17 protein-coding genes are annotated in these 18,520 nt (G+C 40.7%); all 17 read right to left on the bottom strand.

Going from position 1 to position 18,520, the window contains the following annotated elements; translation table 11 throughout:
- Nucleotides 1-36 precede the first annotated feature (36 nt).
- Complete coding sequence (locus PDL71_RS03855; protein WP_407525589.1) at nt 37-1,044, bottom strand: TDP-N-acetylfucosamine:lipid II N-acetylfucosaminyltransferase; 1,008 nt, start codon at nt 1,042-1,044, stop codon at nt 37-39.
- Nucleotides 1,045-1,069: 25 nt separating this feature from the next.
- Nucleotides 1,070-2,350, bottom strand: a complete 1,281-nt coding sequence (locus PDL71_RS03850; RefSeq protein ID WP_407525586.1) for a hypothetical protein — start codon at nt 2,348-2,350, stop codon at nt 1,070-1,072.
- Entirely contained in the window at nt 2,337-3,353 is a 1,017-nt protein-coding gene (locus PDL71_RS03845) for a hypothetical protein (RefSeq protein WP_407525583.1), read from the bottom strand. The genes PDL71_RS03850 and PDL71_RS03845 overlap by 14 nt, the downstream gene beginning before the upstream one ends.
- Nucleotides 3,354-3,355: 2 nt before the next feature.
- Nucleotides 3,356-4,801 carry an MBOAT family O-acyltransferase gene (locus PDL71_RS03840; protein WP_407525580.1) on the bottom strand — a complete coding sequence of 482 codons (1,446 nt, stop codon included), beginning with the start codon at nt 4,799-4,801 and terminating at the stop codon, nt 3,356-3,358.
- A gap of 111 nt (nt 4,802-4,912) precedes the next feature.
- On the bottom strand, nt 4,913-6,133 hold the full coding sequence (locus PDL71_RS03835; RefSeq protein WP_407525578.1) for a hypothetical protein: 1,221 nt from the start codon (nt 6,131-6,133) through the stop codon (nt 4,913-4,915).
- The gene (locus PDL71_RS03830) at nt 6,133-7,104 is read right to left on the bottom strand and encodes a glycosyltransferase family 2 protein (RefSeq protein WP_407525576.1); all 972 of its coding nucleotides are present in this window, start codon (nt 7,102-7,104) and stop codon (nt 6,133-6,135) included. The genes PDL71_RS03835 and PDL71_RS03830 overlap by 1 nt, the downstream gene beginning before the upstream one ends.
- Nucleotides 7,105-7,118: 14 nt before the next feature.
- Nucleotides 7,119-7,895: a class I SAM-dependent methyltransferase gene (locus PDL71_RS03825; protein ID WP_407525573.1), complete on the bottom strand. Its 777-nt coding sequence runs from the start codon at nt 7,893-7,895 to the stop codon at nt 7,119-7,121.
- Nucleotides 7,896-7,917: 22 nt separating this feature from the next.
- On the bottom strand, nt 7,918-8,784 hold the full coding sequence (locus tag PDL71_RS03820; protein ID WP_407525570.1) for a glycosyltransferase family 2 protein: 867 nt from the start codon (nt 8,782-8,784) through the stop codon (nt 7,918-7,920).
- Nucleotides 8,785-8,788: 4 nt separating this feature from the next.
- On the bottom strand, nt 8,789-10,294 hold the full coding sequence (locus PDL71_RS03815; protein ID WP_407525567.1) for a hypothetical protein: 1,506 nt from the start codon (nt 10,292-10,294) through the stop codon (nt 8,789-8,791).
- Entirely contained in the window at nt 10,294-11,451 is a 1,158-nt protein-coding gene (gene rffA / locus PDL71_RS03810; protein WP_407525565.1) for a dTDP-4-amino-4,6-dideoxygalactose transaminase, read from the bottom strand. Before rffA ends, PDL71_RS03815 begins: the two co-directional genes overlap by 1 nt.
- Complete coding sequence (locus PDL71_RS03805) at nt 11,448-12,320, bottom strand: methionyl-tRNA formyltransferase (protein ID WP_407525562.1); 873 nt, start codon at nt 12,318-12,320, stop codon at nt 11,448-11,450. Before PDL71_RS03805 ends, rffA begins: the two co-directional genes overlap by 4 nt.
- The gene (locus PDL71_RS03800; protein WP_407525560.1) at nt 12,317-13,246 is read right to left on the bottom strand and encodes a glycosyltransferase family 2 protein; all 930 of its coding nucleotides are present in this window, start codon (nt 13,244-13,246) and stop codon (nt 12,317-12,319) included. The genes PDL71_RS03805 and PDL71_RS03800 overlap by 4 nt, the downstream gene beginning before the upstream one ends.
- Before the next feature lie 13 nt (nt 13,247-13,259).
- On the bottom strand, nt 13,260-14,399 hold the full coding sequence (locus PDL71_RS03795) for a glycosyltransferase family 4 protein (protein ID WP_407525558.1): 1,140 nt from the start codon (nt 14,397-14,399) through the stop codon (nt 13,260-13,262).
- Nucleotides 14,396-15,637: a glycosyltransferase family 4 protein gene (locus PDL71_RS03790; protein ID WP_407525555.1), complete on the bottom strand. Its 1,242-nt coding sequence runs from the start codon at nt 15,635-15,637 to the stop codon at nt 14,396-14,398. The genes PDL71_RS03795 and PDL71_RS03790 overlap by 4 nt, the downstream gene beginning before the upstream one ends.
- 3 nt (nt 15,638-15,640) lie before the next feature.
- Nucleotides 15,641-16,501, bottom strand: a complete 861-nt coding sequence (locus PDL71_RS03785; protein WP_407525553.1) for a glycosyltransferase family 2 protein — start codon at nt 16,499-16,501, stop codon at nt 15,641-15,643.
- Complete coding sequence (locus PDL71_RS03780; protein ID WP_407525550.1) at nt 16,480-17,415, bottom strand: glycosyltransferase family 2 protein; 936 nt, start codon at nt 17,413-17,415, stop codon at nt 16,480-16,482. Before PDL71_RS03780 ends, PDL71_RS03785 begins: the two co-directional genes overlap by 22 nt.
- A complete protein-coding gene (locus PDL71_RS03775; RefSeq protein ID WP_407525548.1) occupies nt 17,415-18,515 on the bottom strand; it encodes a DegT/DnrJ/EryC1/StrS family aminotransferase in 1,101 nt (366 codons plus the stop codon). Before PDL71_RS03775 ends, PDL71_RS03780 begins: the two co-directional genes overlap by 1 nt.
- Nucleotides 18,516-18,520 lie beyond the last annotated feature (5 nt).

Below are 18,520 nucleotides of genomic sequence, written 5' to 3'. Positions count from 1 at the left end.
CATAAACTAAAAGGTATCGTAAAAACCGCCTCATTATCATTTCTCCTTTGACTTTACTTCAAACAACTGCTCTAATTGACGGATGTAATTCAACTCGTTGAAATATTGACGTACGAGATGAATGTTTTCTTTGGCAATAGTGGGATCAATCGGCTCCAGGTTCAGCTCTTCAATATCGTATATCTTAACACCCAGGTCAGTAAATAACCCCCAGGTTGTTACATCTTTCCTTAAAAAAACTTTTTTTCCATTAGAAAGTAATTGAACAATATTACCAAGGCCTTGCTGGCGCTTATGATTAAATATGGCTATATCTACGCTTTGAAGTAATTGTTTGTAAGATTCAAAAGACATAAACTGCTGCAAGGGCTTCAACTTATTGCCAAATTTTGCTCTGCCTTCTTCAATCACGTTTAATGCATGCCCATCATTACCATAAGACAGGGGAACAAAAAGTTCAAAGTTTGAACCGGTAAAAGCAGTTAGTTTCTGAAATATTTCAAGGTGGTTATTGGAAGGATCTGCAGAATTACCAACAAGAATTTTTAAATCTTCGTTATTGCTTTTAGTTTCAGCAACGGTTTGGGTGTCCTCAGCAAATACAACAGGATACAAAATACATTCATGAAAAACACCCTTAGCGCCATAATTAGTACAGATGAAATCAAAATCCCCTCTTATAAACCCAACAAAATGCCTGATGCGTTTTATTAATTTCTTTTTATAAGCCGGTTCTTTATCAGGAAAATAAAAGTCACCACCCCACAACATCCAATAACATTTATGAATGGTCCATGGCATCAAAAGAAGCAACCTGATCATCACAGGATGCCACAAGCCATGAAGAATAATTTTATCAGCAAACAGAAGTCCTTTTATTAAACCGGGTAAGGACCAGTGACTATTGATCTTAACAACATTGAGTAGCCCATCAACAGGGTATCCTGAATCGTTTTTACCAATCACATAAAAAACATGTTCCTGAATATTAAAATGAGTGTCGAGAAAACAAATGTAATCCCGGGTAAATTTTTCATAGATCATTATGTGAACAATTCGCACAGGCATGCTAAATAGGTATTTGATTCAATAAATCAGCCAACTCTTTTGTAACAGCACGGGCAGAATACCTGTTAAATACCTCCCGGTTCACATTGTGAGGATCAAATTTTTTATAAAAATCAAGGTAACGTTCCCAGCAACTCATCCATTTGTTTCCGATTGTATTCAAATCATTTTCGCCTGCAAAATCCAGCACTTCGCCTGCATTTGCAATCCTCAGCACTTCCACAGCTGTACTTTCTGCATTGAGCACAGCAAGAACCGGCTTTTTGCTAAGTACAGCCTGGTAGGTTTTACTGGGTGTATAATGAGCTTCTGTACTACCAAGAATAAACACACCATCTGAAGCTTCAAGATGCGTTAACACATCGAGATAAGGAATGCGTTTCGGATATTCAAACACTACGCTTTCCCACAAACTATATTTTTCTGCCAATGGTTTGATATTAAATCCTTCCGGATCATTAGGCGTTTTACCGGTACCGATGAAATGAAACTCCACATTTTCAAAGTGAGAACGGTTCACTGCAATTACCTGCAGAATCTGTTCCAGTGGTTGATACGCTTTTGGCAACATGGCACCTGCATACACTAATTGCAGTTTCTTATTTTTCTGAAACAAGTAAGGTGTGAGGGAAAGCTCTTTAACTTTTTCATGATCTGCTGCTTCACCGCCGTAAGGCATAGCACCCGTAATGCATTGTTGCCGGAGCTGCGGGTTGCGTTGTAACACCGCTTCATAATAACCTTGTGCCACACCTGTAATCAATGAACAATGTTTTACGGCCTTCGGTTCTAACCATTGTGCCAGTTGGGTACTGAACCAATGTCTTGAAAACAAACGATCCGAACCCGGAAAGCGATGCACCCAAGGATCAATATAATCAATACCATAAGCAACACCTGTTTTTCTTTTTATATAAGGCCCCAGCAACGCTGCATAAAAAGAAGGGATAGGTATATATACAAAATCAATGCGCTCTTCTTTTACCAACTGCACTGCACGTTTGCGGAGTTGAAAAAAAGCCCGCAGACCAATATCACCAATCAATCGTGGTTTTGTTACCCGCCATGCTTTTACTTTTTCAATTCTTTGTTCTTTTGGCAATAAACGTTCGAGGTTATGATCCAATGCTTCCTCATAATAATCCTCATGAACCGTAAGAACTATCGGCTCCCAACCAAAGGAAGGCAGGTGCTGTGCAAACAACCTGCTGCGGTGTACCGCTGCAAGGTTAGAAGGCGGATAGTGCGGACTGATGATAAGTAATTTCTTATTGGCGGGCACTGTAAATAATTTTCAGAATACTATCAGCCACCTGTGGCCGGTAGTGTGATTCTTCGTAATAATTGGTAACAGGGGTTGTAAAAGAATTGATACCTGAAAAATCAAACACCTTTTCTTTACCGAAAAGCTTTTGAAGAAACTGTAAATCATCAGGGTTTAGTTGTACCTGGTCGTACAAAGGACTGATGACGATGCGGTAATCAGTAGCGTTGGCATCAAAGATGGCTTTGATCTGTTGCAATTGTTTTTGCTGCACCTCACGAATCACCGCACCATAAACTTGCGGCGTGGTACTCCGCTTAAAAAATACAGTACTGCGTTCTTTATAATACGCATCACCTTTTGTACGGATTAATTGTTCCAGGTCATCAAAGCGTGCTTCATTCATAGCTGCATCATAGGTTTGCTTATTCACCTCCCATAAGGCAGCATCATGTACCACAGATGATTTTTTTCCATAGAGGTTGGTAAAATAATCTTTCAGAAAACGATAGTTGTAAAACGCCTTGAAATGATTGTAATGAAAGGTAATACTGCTTTTGCCGGAAATGGCAGGATGCTGCTGACGAAAATATTCTTTCGGTTGCTCTGCTCCTTCCAGTAATGCATAATCAAAGATGAGCAAAGCATGTTTGATGAGTATTTGTTGCTTTTGCAGAAACCTGATTTTATTGGTGATGCCGTACAAACTTTCACCAAAGGCATCATAATGATAACATTGCTGCGGAGGCGTTTGAATATAACGGCTCCATTCATTTACACGGTAAAAAATAGAACGGGAACTACCGAAAATAAAACTGTTATAGTTTGCCGATTTATACCGGTGCAAAAGGTTTTGGGTAGATACGTAATCCTTGTTAATATTAGCCGGACTGGTACCATAAGCCGGGTAATAACTATCATACTTCCGTAAAACTTTAAAAGGATCCATTACCACATATAATGGAAATAAGAGGATGAACGGAATTAAAAAGAGCAGCAGTTTGGTAAGAAACAATCGCATTACTAAAACTGGAAATAAATAAATGTTTCTTCTTTACCGCTGTACATAAACACCATCACAGTAAGAATCATATAAAAAGCAAGTCGTAACCACCTGTTCCATTTAAGACCAAATGTTTCCAGTGCAAACTGGTGTTCCCTTCCCAGCCATTCAATCAACATAAAAAATACAATCAACAGTAAAGGTTCTTTTGGAAACACCTGCAACGGCTGTAATAGAGATGATGAAAAGATGGTAGTGAGAATATCCCATGCCTGTGTAAGATTAGCGGACCGGAAAAAGATCCACGCAAGTACCGTTAAGAAAAAAGTGATGGCAATTTTTCCCACATCTGATATGGAGGGTAATAGCTTACCGGCGGCTACAATATTGATATGATCCCTGTTCTTGTTAGAAAGCAGGAGCGGAATAAAATAAAGAGCGTTTAAAAAACCCCAGACGATGAAGGTCCAGTTAGCGCCATGCCAGAAACCGCTCACTAAAAAAATAGCAAATGTGTTCCGCACTTTCATCCATTTGCCGCCTTTACTTCCTCCCAATGGTATATAGAGATAATCACGGAACCAGGTAGAGAGTGAAATATGCCAGCGGCGCCAGAACTCCGCTATATCTCTTGAAAAATAAGGAAAGGCAAAATTGCGCAACAGTTCAATACCAAACAGTTTGGAAGTACCGAGTGCAATATCTGAGTAGCCGCTGAAATCACCATAGATCTGGAAGGTAAAAAACAAAGCACCTAAGAAGAGGGTGCTGCCGTTATAATCACCGCTATGATTAAAAATCATATTAGCATAGTAGGCACAGCTATCTGCAATCACTACTTTTTTAAACAGGCCCCATAAAATTTGCCTCAGACCGGTTACTGCCTGGTGATAATTAAATTTTCTTGGAACTTGTAATTGAGGCAGCAAGTGCGTTGCCCGTTCAATAGGACCTGCCACCAGCAGTGGAAAATAACTTACAAACAAAGCGTACTCTACAAAATTGTAGACAGCCGGAATTCGTTTTTTATAAATATCAATGATGTAAGAAAGACCATGAAACGTATAGAATGAAATACCTACCGGCAGAATAATCTGTATAATCCTGAACGTAAACTCATTTACATTAAAACCAAGTTGCTGCAGCAAAGCACCAAACTCTGCTGCAAAAAAGTTATAGTATTTAAAGAAACCAAGAAAGCCAAGATTGATACCAATGCTGAGTACCAGCCAGAACTTGCGGCGTACCGGGTTTTCCGATTCATGAATTTTTATACCGCTGAAATAATCCAGCAAGGTGGAAAACAGCAGCAGAAACAGAAAGCGCCAGTCCCACCAGCCATAAAACACATAACTCATTACCAGCAGCATGCCGTTTTGCACCGCCAGCTTCTTATAGGTTACAAACCAGTAAAGAATAAACACCAGCGGCAGAAACAAAAAATAATCCAGCGAATTAAATAGCATCGGTTGCTAATGAAATAAGAATTATAGTTTTAATAAAAGAAAGAGAATTATTTATTCATTATTAAGAAAAATAAGTTTCTTGAATCAATGTTTAAACTACTAAGAATAATCTCAGGATTTACAACTTTCTTTTATCAATTGTTCCCAGCAATGAGCCAGTTGCTGCAACTCAGCTGCTGCATGATGCTTTGCTGCAGTTGTATAACGGGTTTGTGACCCGGCACGAATGGTTTCTTTTTGCTGTACCAGTTGCTGCAATCCTTCCTGCAAATTTGAAAGTGATGTAATGATGCCGTGCGAAGGATGCTGTTCTAAAAATTGTTGCTGTGCCGCTGTATCTGTTGCTAAGATGTATAACCCGGCCTGGTAATAAGCAAGCAGTTTATTGGTTAAGCAAATTGTACGGTTAAGATTTGATGTTAGATCTTCTAACGCAATCCCAACATCATACAATGCCAGCAGCTGATGCAATTGCTGCTGCGGTACCGGCGGATGCAGAATAACCTGCGGATTACCTGCCAGATGTGATTCATAAAACAACGGATTGGCATTTCCGTATAAATGAAGTTGCACCTCTTCGCCAAAAGATTTTAAAAGAGCCAGCAAAGGTTCCAATCCTCTTCCTTGATCAATGTTTTGCGAAAACCAAACACACTGCAAGGGCTTGTCTTTAGCAGAAAGTGGAGCAACAAACTCTGCCTTATTAAAATAGTTGAGTATGGTAAAAGCATTCCTTAACTCATTGCTGCAATCCTTTTGTACTTTCTCTAATATTAAAGGCGCAGCAGCACTTACATAATTTGCCTGTGGTAATACCTGCTGTAGCAGTCGCTTCATTCTATTTGATTCAGCAGGATTGGTTGCTTCACCGGGATGATAATCTTCCACATCAATACCCAAAGGGGTACGATGCTTTTTTGCAAATACAGCAGCCGGTTCAAAAGCTCCGGGATTATGTGCAATCACCAGTTGATAATTTCCTTTAAGCTGGCCTAATTTCCAACGCAGAAGTATGCTCCGCTTAATCAATACATCACTTAACACAGAAGGATTAGAAACGCCCAGCTTTAATTTCAGTAGCTGAAACTTTTGCAGCAATGTACTCAAAACCCAAACCGGAAATGCTGAACGATCTGCCACTGCTTCCACCAACTGAATTTTTTCAGCCAGCTTTTTCTTCACCGCTTCATTCAACGCATAACTCCAGTTGTGAAAGCTGCATACCAGTGCAGTAACACGGTAACCTTTTTCCAAAGCCAGTTCTATTTCTTTTACCAAACGTGGATTGGTAGCAAGATTAGAAGTACTTACAAAAAGTATATGCGGCGGCATCAGTTAAAAGGAAGTTTTCGGTAACCTCTTTGTTTTAACCAGCGTTGTAATTGCTTGGCTTTTTTCCAGCCGAATATGGAAGAGAGTAACTGAAACACTTTGCCTCCGTCCATGCTGCGGTTGCTGCCGCCTAACAGTTTTATTTTCTGTTCTACTTCCTGCTGTAACAAAGGTGCATCAGGATATATACGGTACAACCATTCCTGGTAACGGTTAGCACAAAGTTGCTTCATTAAAGGAGAGTGATCTCTCTGCAGCAAATACGCACAACCCATATCTGTAGAACGGATGGCGGCTGCAAAAGCTTTTTCTGATGGCCGCTGGCTGAGTGATGCATTGCCGGAGCGGTAATACATTTTGGCATCTTCAGTAAACAATACTTCTTTCACCGCCAGTAAGAGACGGATGCTGAACTCAAAATCATTATTGAGCGAAAGAGAAGCATCCCATCCACCTGTTTTTTCCAAAACACCTTTTGGAATTAACCAAACCCAGGCGCCCATCATATCATATTGTTGCGAGAGTGCTTTCCTGATCCAGGTAAGTGACTCCAGGTCCTCCCATACCGTTTCAGGAATAAATTGTGCGGAAGCAGGATTGCCATCATAAAAACGTCCCCATGCACAGGAAGCCAAAGCATCTGTACGGCCATTCAGTTTTTTTAATTGTGCTTCCAGGTGTTGCGCATTCATAACATCATCGGCATCAAAAAATTTGATATAATCACCGGTTGCCTTGCTTAAACCAAAATTGGATGCAGCACATTGACCTTTATTTTCCTGCTTGTAATAACGTATCCGTGCATCATTGCTGGAATGAATGATGGCTTCGGTTGCATCTGTTGATCCGTCATTTACCAGTACCCACTCAAAATGCGGATAGGTTTGAGATAATACACTGTCCATTGCTTCCTTTAAAAAAGGAGCTGCATTATAACAGGGTGTGATGATGGAAATGAGTGGTTGGGACATCTTATGTGAAAGCTTCAAAATTCAATAGATGTCTTACCGAGCATACGGGTAAGCATATTTCGCAATTGAACAGCAGCTTTTACCGGTTGTAAACCTAATGCCCATTCTCTGAGTTGTGAATGCTTTACATAATGAAAGCATTGTGATGCAGCAAATGTTTCTGCTGCAATCAGGCGTTCAGTTAATTCAACTGCTTGAATTCGTTTTGCAAATGCTGAATCTTTCTGCAAATAATCTACAATATTGAGTTTGTGCCAGAGGCCTAAACGGGGGTTGGATATAAAATGCTGCCGGAGAGTATCGGCAATCACAAAATTATCTTGCTTTATAAACTGATACCAATCTGAACGGGAACGGCAGTTGATATGACCATCCCCATCCTGGCTGGGAACCGCTGCTGAAAAAACAATCACATCGGCCATAGAAGTCATCCACTCAATAAAAGAAGATGAAACAGCAGGGTTTAAATGTTCCGCCACTTCAATACTGATGGCCAGGTCAAACTTTCCATCAAACTGTTCTAAAAAATGCTGAGTGGCAACAGTATTATTCAAATCAACTTTTGTAAAATGTATATTACTGTAAGCTGAAAAATCAGGAGTTGAATACCCATCAATAGCTTCAACGGTTACACCACGGGATGCAAAAGCCTTTGCAAGATCGCCGGTGCCACAGCCAAAGTCTATAATTCGTTTGGGTTGATACCCCTTTATTATTGTTTCTGCAATAGCAGCATAATCATAGTCAAATATGCTGGAAGAGAAATAACCGGAATGATAGTAGTCGGTCATATTAGAGTGGTTTTAAGCAAATTCAAACCTGGAATATCCCTTCCAGTGCGTTTCGGAAACTGAAATGAGCTGCACGGATTGCACCGAATGTTTTTTTCAGATCAAACGTAGTGGTGAAATACGAAATGATATTGGTTACAAACCTCCGCTTATTCTTTTTTAAGATCCATTTTTTTTCTGAAGAAGATAAAGGAAGCGGCAGTTCCATTACAGCATCCCGCAGGTAATTATAATTGTTGTAGAGGTAAGAATATTGATTGTTTATTTCCTGCCCTTCATGGCGGCGGTAATAGATAAATTCAAAAGGCAATAAAACAACCGGGGAAAAACAAGCAGCTTTCAAATGATGATACATATCATTAGCAGGACCATATTTTACCGGGTACTGTTTGATTTGTTCAAAAAACTGTTTGCGTTGAATAGTACCTCCCGGCCCTACCATTAAAAATGGTTCTTTAAAAAAATGGTTCTGAATGGCTTCTTCACTATTCAAAAACAATGGTTGCTTTAAATTCAGTTTAGCACCGGTCATACCAAAACCTGATTGCGGATATTGCTCCATTACATGCACACACCGTTCAATTCCATCCGGGAAAATAGTATCATCAGAATCTACGTACATGATATAGGTACCGCTTGCATAAGAAGCTGCTTTATTGCGGTTTTTATAATCACCGAGGTTTTGTTCGTTGATGTACACTTTTACACGGCTATCTTTTGCTGCATAAGACTGAGCAATTGATACCGTATCATCTCTGGAACCATCATCCACAATGATCAATTCAAAATGCGGATAGGTAGAAGCCAATACACTTTCAACGGCTTCGGCAATAAAAGCCTGCCGGTTATAAGCCGTCATTAACACACTTACTAAAACAGGTTGACTCATAAAATTATTCCTGTGTTTGTTGCAGCATAGGGCGCAGCAGCCAGCGATGCCATATAAAATAAAGTACTAATCCGGTTGCAATGAGCCAGCAATAGAAGTAATCTGAAATCCACGGCCCGATGAACATGGGTAGTTTCTCTGCAGCACTATCACCATCCACCATGTAATGCGGATTTACTTCAACCGGAAACCAAAAACGGGAAACCAATAAAGAGAACCCGGCCAACACCATTAATAATTTACCTGGTACCGGTTTAGGGATGAACTGTTGCAACACCGGCATTAATGCTACCAGGAAAAACGGAAGCATGGTAGTTAAAAAACGTGGCTGTGCCGTCGTTAAAAAAATAAGTGAATACACCAGCAATATAAAATAACCGTTGCCCAGCTGCAGGAATTGTTGTAATAAATGCTTGTAATAATGGATGCTGAAGAAGACCAATAAACCGAGGAACCAGAATGCAAATACGATAAAATTAAAAGGCGCTACTGCCGGGCGGAACGTAAACTCTACCAGTAAAGAACCGATGGTAGGATAAGGTGGTTCTGTATTACCCAGCGTCATAAAATATTTTACAGCTGCAACTGCTGCCACAAATACAATCGCCAATACCACCTGTTTGATTTTTGTTTGGAATAAACTTTTGAACCAGCCTGTAATCATCTGCCACTGCACCGGCCACAACAAAGCCAGGTAGTACACATAAACCGCTGCTGTAGCAATTACTGAAACAAGGAAGTTATAAGGCCTGAAGTTGGCATAGATACGATCTGCTGTGAGATATCGTTTTTCAATCCACAGATTTTGTGAACGTATGAGGTACACAAACAATACCACCGGTACCAATGCAAGTCCGAGCTTTACCAGCTTCCACAATAATGGTCCGTATTTTGTTTCCTGCATCTTTTCAGCAGGAAGATTTACAGGATTGTTCAATAAGAGCAGCGGAATAAACAAACTGTAAGTGGGCCAGATAAAACAAGCAGCAAAACCTGTAAGCATCATGTACAGGGTTTGTTTCTTTAAAAAATGATACAGTACAATAATGGTGAGTGAAAAAATAAAATGATCCGTGAGTATCGGGTAGTAACCACTGTATTTTAAAACAGCAAACTGGTAAAACAGGAGTACAAAGCCAAGCAGTGTAAGATCAGGCCGCCACTGCAGCAGCTTAGCGATTTTAAAATAATAAACAACTCCTGCTATCATGAGCAGGAACATCATTCCCCAGATGGTAAAGAGAATCACACCATCTGTTGGTTCAATGTTTAATACATTCAGTAAATAATGTGCAGCAGCAAAAGGCAGTACACGGCTGGCTTTATAATCACTGAAACTGGCACGAAGCATCTCCGGAAAATTCCGCACCAGGTCACGGTAATAAATTCCATCATAACCGGCTCCATTATTCACTGTTTTTTCCTGTGAAAACGTAAACAGTAAAATACCAAAGAATACAAGGATGAGTATCCACTGCAGGCGTTTAAACGATTGCATACTATTTTCCATCAGGCAGTATATTGTTGGTAAAAGGAAAGAATAAGTGAAGTGATTTTTTCAAGATCAGCTTCCTGCAAAGAATTATAAAAAGGTAACCGCAGCAAATGATCCGTGTAATAATCACTCATGGGTAGTTCTGAAAGCGGGTTGGATTGCAGGTAATAATCAGAACGGTGTAAAGATTGGTAATGAAATACGGACAGGATGCCTTCCTTACGCAGATGATTGATTAACGCAGAACGTTCCTGCAGAGAGGAACAGCGTATGTAAAACATATGTGCATTGTTAGTAGCATAGGCCGGCAGTTGCGGCAATTGATAAGGAGCACCCGGCTGCTGTAACAGTTGTTGATACCGGTTCCAGATAGATGAACGCTTTTGCTGAATTTCGCCTATATGTTCCAGTTGTGCATACAGAAACGCAGCAATAATTTCCGAAGGAAGAAAAGAACTGCCAATATCCACCCAGCCGTATTTATCCACTTCACCTCTGAAGAACTTACTGCGGTTGGTTCCTTTTTCACGGATGATTTCAGCACGTTCGTTAAAACGTTCCTCGTTAATCACCAGCATACCACCTTCACCGGCAATAACATTTTTCGTTTCATGAAAGCTGAAAGCAGCCAGGTGGCCAATACCACCTAATGGCTTACGGCTGCCATCAGGAAATGTATAATAACTGTCAATGGCCTGGGCTGCATCTTCTACCACAAAGAGTTGGTATTTATCTGCCAGCTTCATAATTACATCCATATCACAGGCTACGCCAGCATAATGCACCGGCACAATGGCTTTTGTTTTAGGTGTAATCAAGGATTCAATCTTTGATTCATCCATACCGGGATGATCCGCACGGCTATCACAAAAAACAAGTCTGGCACCCCGCAATGCAAAGGCATTGGCTGTAGATACAAACGTGTAAGAAGGCATGATTACTTCATCACCGGGTTGAATGTTGATGAGGATAGCTGCCATTTCCAGTGCATCCGTACAGGAAGTAGTGAGCAGGCATTTTTGAAAACCATAACGCTCTTCAAAAAACTGATGGCACTTTTTTGTAAACATACCATCACCGGAAATTTTTCCGGAAGCTACTGCTTCCTGGATGTACTGTGTTTCCTTACCGGTTAAGCTGGGCTTATTAAAAGGAATGGAATAATTGCTCATGAAAATCGTAAACGCATTTTGGTGAACTTATAATCTGTTCCGTTTTTATCTTTTACTTCTTTGAGTAATAAAAGTCCGCTGCCGCAAACCACCACCGGTTTGCCGTTAATAAGTTTTAAAATTTTTCCGCAATCACGGTTAATAATGGTGATATCTTCCGTTTCTTCTGCCGCCAAAATCCTGAGCTGTTCACCATCAACCATCGAAAAAGCACCGGCATAAGGATAGCCTGTTGCATCAATCATCCGTTTGATTTGTGCAGCCGGTTGCTGCCATTGAATATGATAATCTTCTTCATCCCGCCACAGACTGTAACTCACTTTTGCCGCATCCTGCGGAAGAGAGGGCAATGTTTTATTGGCAAGCACAGTTTCAATAATCAATGAAATCACTTGCGTATAACAAGCTGTAATTTTTTGTATGGCTGCGGCAATGGTTATGGGATAATTAATATTGCAGGAAGACTGAAAGATGATATTCCCTGCATCCATTTCATCATCGGCCCATAAAGCCGTTACACCAATCTCCGTATCACCCTGAATCAATGCTGTAACCAGGGGATTAAAACCCCGATACTTCGGCAATAAAGAATCATGCACTACTATTAAATTTTGTTCTTCATTGGAAAGCAGCCAGCGCCAGGAAATAGCAATACGATACTTACAGGAGGGTAATGAAACTTTCTCTTCCCTGTTAAAAAAAGGAATGGAGTGTTCCCTGCAAATCATTTCAATCTCCTTATAATAATCTTTTTGCAACTGGGCATCTTTAGCTGCTACCACAAAAGAAACAGCTTGTGCACCGTATGCTTGAAGTACAGAGCGAAGTACTTCAAAACCTTTTTCCGTCATCAGGTAAAAACCGATCATAAATTAGTTTTGGTTGAAACGATGTAAATAGGCCGGCTTTTAACGCCTTCAAATATTTTTCCGATGTAGAGACCAATCAATCCCAATACAAATAAAATCATACCACCTATAAACCAGATGGAAACCAGTAAGCTGGTATAACCGGGCACGGTTATCTGATGCATGAGGTAACGGTAGATTACAACAGCACCAATGAGGAAAGAAATGAATGCAACAAAAAATCCAAACTTTACAATCAAACGTATGGGCTTATCGGAATTGGCCAGGATAATATCCAATGCCAAACGAAACAACTTGCTCCAGTTGTAAGATGTATTTCCTGAAAAACGTTCTGCATGTGTTACCTGCATAGCTGTGCGACGGAAGCCTACCCATTTTACCATAGTGGGGAAATAGCGGATAGGTTCCTGCATTTTTCGCAACGCTTCAATCACACGGTAATGATAGATGCCAAAGTTGGCAATAGAAGGATCCTGCCTGGTGCCGGTTAAATAACTGAGTGTACGGTAAAACAGTTGTGATGAACCTCTTTTAAAAAAGTTATCCTGTCGTTCTTTCCGTTGCGCCAGCACTACATCATATCCTTCTTTTGCTTTTTGATATAAGGACGCAATCTCCTCCGGCTGATCCTGCAGATCACAATCCATTACCACTACCCATTCGCCATTTGTATGATCTAACCCGGCGGTAATAGCATAATGCTGACCAAAGTTCCGGCTGAGCTGAATGCCTTTTACTCTTGCTTCTTTTTTACTTTCTGCTGCAATGGCTTCCCAGCTTCTATCAGGACTGCCATCCTCCACCAGGATAATTTCATAATCCTGTGTAATGGTTTCAACAGCAGCACGAATGCGGCGTACCAGTTCAGGAACAATCTGCTCTGCTCTGTACACCGGGCTTACGATGGAAAAAAGTGGTTTGCTCATACAGTTGATTGGTCTAAATGAGTGAGCGTATGGTTTTTACCAGCAGGTTAGGAAGATAAGGTTGATCCAACCTGCTGCCGGTTGTTTTAAAAGCTGTTTTCTTTTTTGCATGTTGAAATGCTTTTATAAAACAATCTTCAAACAGCTTTGTATTTTGAACAGGATCAAAATGTGTATTGGCAAATGAAACAGCTGCAGCTGATAACTGTTTTCGCTTTTCTCCATCTCCTGCAATAGCCGCTATCCGTTCTGCAAAAATCAAAGGATCATTGTTGGGGATGCGGTAACCTGTAACATCGTTGGTAACCAGTTCCCGCAAGCCGCCGTTCAAATCATTAACCACAGGTATGGAACCTGCTTTCATCGCTTCAATTACCGAGAGAGGCATACCTTCTGCCAAGGTAGGCAAAACAAAAGCAGTTGACTTCAATAACAAAGCAGTCAACTCTTTTTGAGATAGATTACCATAAAAACGAACCTGCGACTGCTTCCATTGCTGCTGTACTTTGGGTTGATCAGAACCCGGCCCTGCAATATGCCAATGCGCCTGAATATTTTTTTGCTGCAATGCTGCATCAATCCATGGCAACAAATGATATCCTTTTGCTTCATCACACCGGCCGGCAAATACCAACTCGAGTGTTGATGGATCTTCTCTTGTACCATTTACTTCAGGAACGGGAAAACGGAGGTACTGAATATCATTGCTTCGTTCCGGCATTCTTTTTTTTAATTCATCAGCAATAGATGCACTCACACAAATAAAAGAGTCAACCCAGGCTTCGTTGCGTTGTGCTAACCTGTAATAATAGTCATAATCACCATGCAGGAACTGAACCACCGGGTAATTTAAACCAAGATTACTGATCATAGCAAGTTCCAGCCAGTCGTGTGCAATGAGAACAGTATCACTTGCAGGTAATAGTTTTGAAAGTTTTTTAGCGGTATGATAAAAATTCCAGTTACCGGAGTAATACAATATTTTCTGTTCCATATTTTCCGGCAGCATAGGACTGAAAGCAGAAAACTTTTTTTTATCCAACGTATAAATGACCAACTGTTTCCATTCAGGATGCTGACGGTATTGTACCAGGTTACGGATAACCGTTAATACACCTCCGCCGAAACCATTATGAAAATGAACTATGTTCAAAATAATTCGCTGATAACCGGTTCCGGTTTTTGAACGGAACGGTAAAAGGCATCCAGATCATTGGCAAGTTTTGTACTGTGCTGATGGTTGTACACTGTTTCTCTTGCAGCGGCAGCTAATTGCAGACGCTTTGGCTCATCGTTCAGCAATTGATCAATCGCCTTTACGATTGAAGATGGTTTTAAAGGATCAAATAGTAATCCGGTTTTACCATCGTCAATTAATTCAGGAATACCACCTCTGTGTGCAGCTGCTACTGTACAACCGGCCGCCATGGCTTCCAGTACTACATTGGGATAGTTTTCCCACAAGCTGGGTACAATGCAAACCCTGCTTTGAGATAAAATCTCCAATACTTTTTCTTTTTCAAGTGCACCGGTAAATAACACACGGTCTTTTACCGCCTCCAGCTGATGAAGCATCCAGGCTTTCATGGAAGGAACAGCATCACTCAAGGCTTCATCTCTTCCTGCAATAATCATTTTATAGTCAGGATGCCTTAGTAAAATTTCTTTGATAGCAGGTGTCAATGCCATCATTCCTTTTAACACTGTAAGCTTTCCGATGAAGCAGATGGTTTGAGGACGATTGCTGATGGGGACTGAAAACAAATGCTCATCAGCCGAAATAGGATTCGGGAGAATTTTTATTTTTTGCTCCGGCAGTTGCCAGTAACGTATGGCCCAATCTTTTAATGCGGTAGAAGGTGATAACAAATGATCAGCCAATTGACAGATCCGGTACTCAGGATTTGATTCCTTATTTAAATCTGTTTTTGACCAATAACCTAAATCAAAACGTCCCCTCAAAAACGCACCTGCAACGTACCTCAACTTTGTGAATATCGATTGATAGGTATTTGAAATCTTTGTGATAAGCACTCCAGGTGTATGCATTTTAACCACCAGCGGCAGAAACGGATAGGCTTCTTTTATAGGCAGGGCGCAAGCTCCTACTTCAGGGCTCTCTATCACATCTACCGGATGGTTCTGAATATAGCTTTCAAATAATTTCAAAACTTGCTTACGAAAAACAATGGTGTCAGCAGCGGGAATAAGGTAATTGGTGTATTCTTTTTCTTTATGCACAGTAACTTCTTTGTGCGTCTGTGTTGCAGAAAAAACGGTAACATGATGCCCCTTAGCTGCCATTACATGTGCCAGGTGATACATATAAGAACCAATACCACCGGTAGCCATAAAAGGAGGAAACTCGTATGTAACCAGTAACAGATGCACGTTTTATTTACGCAGGAGTTTTGTAACCAGGTTTTGAAGTATTTGTTTCCAGCGGGGCACCGTCATGGTAACCACCTGTTTTTTAGACCACCATTCAAAATCATGATCCATTTCAATATCATATTTCTGAACCATGTGATTATAACCGGCCTGCAGCATTTCCATATTGTAACGAACCCTTGTTGCTTCCTTATCAGCCGTAGTTTTTTGAAAGCGGTGATCATGAATGATTTCAATAGCATTGTATTGATACACTTTTATTTCACCGGCCGGCGATTGCATCGTACGTAAAGTGTATTCATATTCCTCCATACCTACAAACATGTTTTCATCAAACAAACCGTAGGTATCAAAAATGGTTCTGTGTACAATCGTTCCGCAGGCAGAAAAAGTATTGGTTATTTCAAAGGAGCCTGCTTCAATCTGTACTTTTTTTCCCTGCTTTACTACACGTAATTGTTGCGTATAAGCATTTTCATGAATGTTAAACACATTACAGCTGATGAGTTTTGCATCCGGCTGCTTTTTTAAAAATGAATGAAACAATGAAACCCATTCCATTTGCTGTTTCACCGTTACATCATTATCTACTAAGAAAATCCAGGGTTCTGTTGTGTGCTGAATCAAATAATTCCTGCCACCGGTTGCTCCCAGGTTTTTTGCTGCATTAAAATATTTTACGTTGCTGTGCGCTGCAAATGTTTGTTGTAAATCCTGCCACTGATCTTCAGACGATCCGTTGTTGAGCACATAAATCATTTGACCGGAAGGAATAAAACTCCGGATGCAATCCTTTGTCTGATCCAGTTTATTAAAGAATAATACCAGTACTGCTACTGCATTTACTTCACCCGCCTGAGCCATTTTTCCTTTTGTTTATAAGAGATATTGAACAAAGCAAGTAGCACATGCAAAAAGTTATTCGCTGTTTTTTTTATCAGGAACCGTTTCCACAACCAATGGAGCGGGCGGTTTCCGTTGTGCATGTACAACAATATGCTTTGTTTGTAAATAAAATCGTTGATTTTTTCATCGGCTGCTTTACTAAAGCCCAGGTGTTTTTCCAGCGTACGTAACTCATGATCCCTGTAAGCAGGACTTTTTTGCTGGTACATAGAAGCGTTGTGAATACGATACCGGCCCATGGCAGGAACAATACCTTTGATCTGATACTTCCTCGCCATTTGCAGCCACATATCCCAATCCTCAACCATGAGCGTTTCATCAAATTTCAATTCCTTTAAAACGGATGTACGCATAAAAGTTCCCACAGCCGGAATAAAACACCAACCGGCTAACTGATCAAATAATTTTCCGGAAGGCACTTTCTCTTCTGCATCCCAACCACGTTCCGTAAACGGTGTGGTGCCGAATACTTCTGAATGTTCATTGATCGTTTGTACATCAGAATAAATGAGTGCATAATCGTTCGGCAATTGTTCAAACCGCTCCACCATGGTGCTGATGAAATGGGGTAACAATACATCATCACAGGCAATGGCTTTATAATATTTTCCTTGTGCTGACTGCAGCGACTCGTTGAGTGATCTTGTAATACCGTGATTCTGTTCATGCTTAATAAAAGTCCAGTTAAGCTGATGTTGCTGCAACCAGTTTTCAACAATGGCAACAGAATCATCTTTGGAACAATCATCTATGAGTATTACCTGCAGGTGTGAATATGTCTGTTGTCGGATGCTTTCTAATGTTTCTACCACATAGCGACTGTGGTTATAACACAAACCCACAACTGTAACAAGCGGCAATGCAGTTTCCATTAAAAGAACGAACGGATTTTTTGAGCTACCTGTTCCACTTCGCCGGTACTCATGCCCGGCCATACAGGTAAACTTAAGCAAGTGGAAGCAATGGTTTCAGCTAAAGGAAAACTTCCTTTTGCATAACCCAAAGATTGATATGCTTCCTGCAGATGAACAGGTATAGGATAATGGATAAGTGTACCAATTCCCTGTTGCTGCAAATAAGTTTGCAAGGCATCTCTTTGTGCAGTGCGGATTACATATAAATGATAGACATGGGTAGCTTCAGGTGCTACAGCAGGCAACACCAGGTCACCCACATCTTTTAAAAGTTCATTGTACTGTGCAGCGATGGATTGCCGTTGGAGCGTCCACTCCTGCAGGTAGTTCAACTTTACACGAAGAAAAGCGGCCTGCAACTCATCCAACCGTTGATTATAACCAATCAACTCATGATGGTACTTTTTTACAGAACCATAATTACGAAGCATGGAAGCTCTGGCCGCAAGAGCAGCATCATTCGTGGTAACAGCACCTGCATCACCAAGGGCACCTAAATTTTTTCCGGGGTAAAAACTGGTGGCATTGATATGGCCCCAGCTTCCGGTAATCTTTTGATTCCATGTGGCACCATGTGCCTGCGCATTATCTTCAATAATAGTAAGCTGATGTTTGGCTGCAATCTTTTCAATAGCTTCCATGTTACATGCCTGACCGTATAAATGTACCGGCATGATTGCTTTTGTTCTGGAACTGATGGCAGCTTCAATCTTTGTTACATCAATATTATAGGTGAGAGGATCAGGTTCTACAAAAACAGGTGTAGCGCCCACATAAGAAACGGCCAGTGCCGTAGCGATATAAGTATGGGAAGGAACGATCACTTCATCACCTGCACCCACACCTACTGCTTTCAGTGCAATATGCAATGCATCCAACCCATTACTGATGCCGATTGCATGTTGCACCTTGTTGAAAGCAGCATACTCCTGTTCAAAAGCAGTTAACTGTTTCCCCATGATATACCAGGCATCATCAAACACTGTTTCAAAAGCACGTGTGATTTCCGTTTTGATCTGTCGGTTTACTGCATCAAAAGACAAAAAAGGAATATTCATGATGA

The organism is Lacibacter sp. MH-610, from assembly GCF_045780045.1.
Classification (GTDB): Bacteria; Bacteroidota; Bacteroidia; order Chitinophagales; family Chitinophagaceae; genus Lacibacter.
Note: the sequence above shows the minus strand (reverse complement) of the source record. Positions and strands in the feature narration are given on the sequence as shown.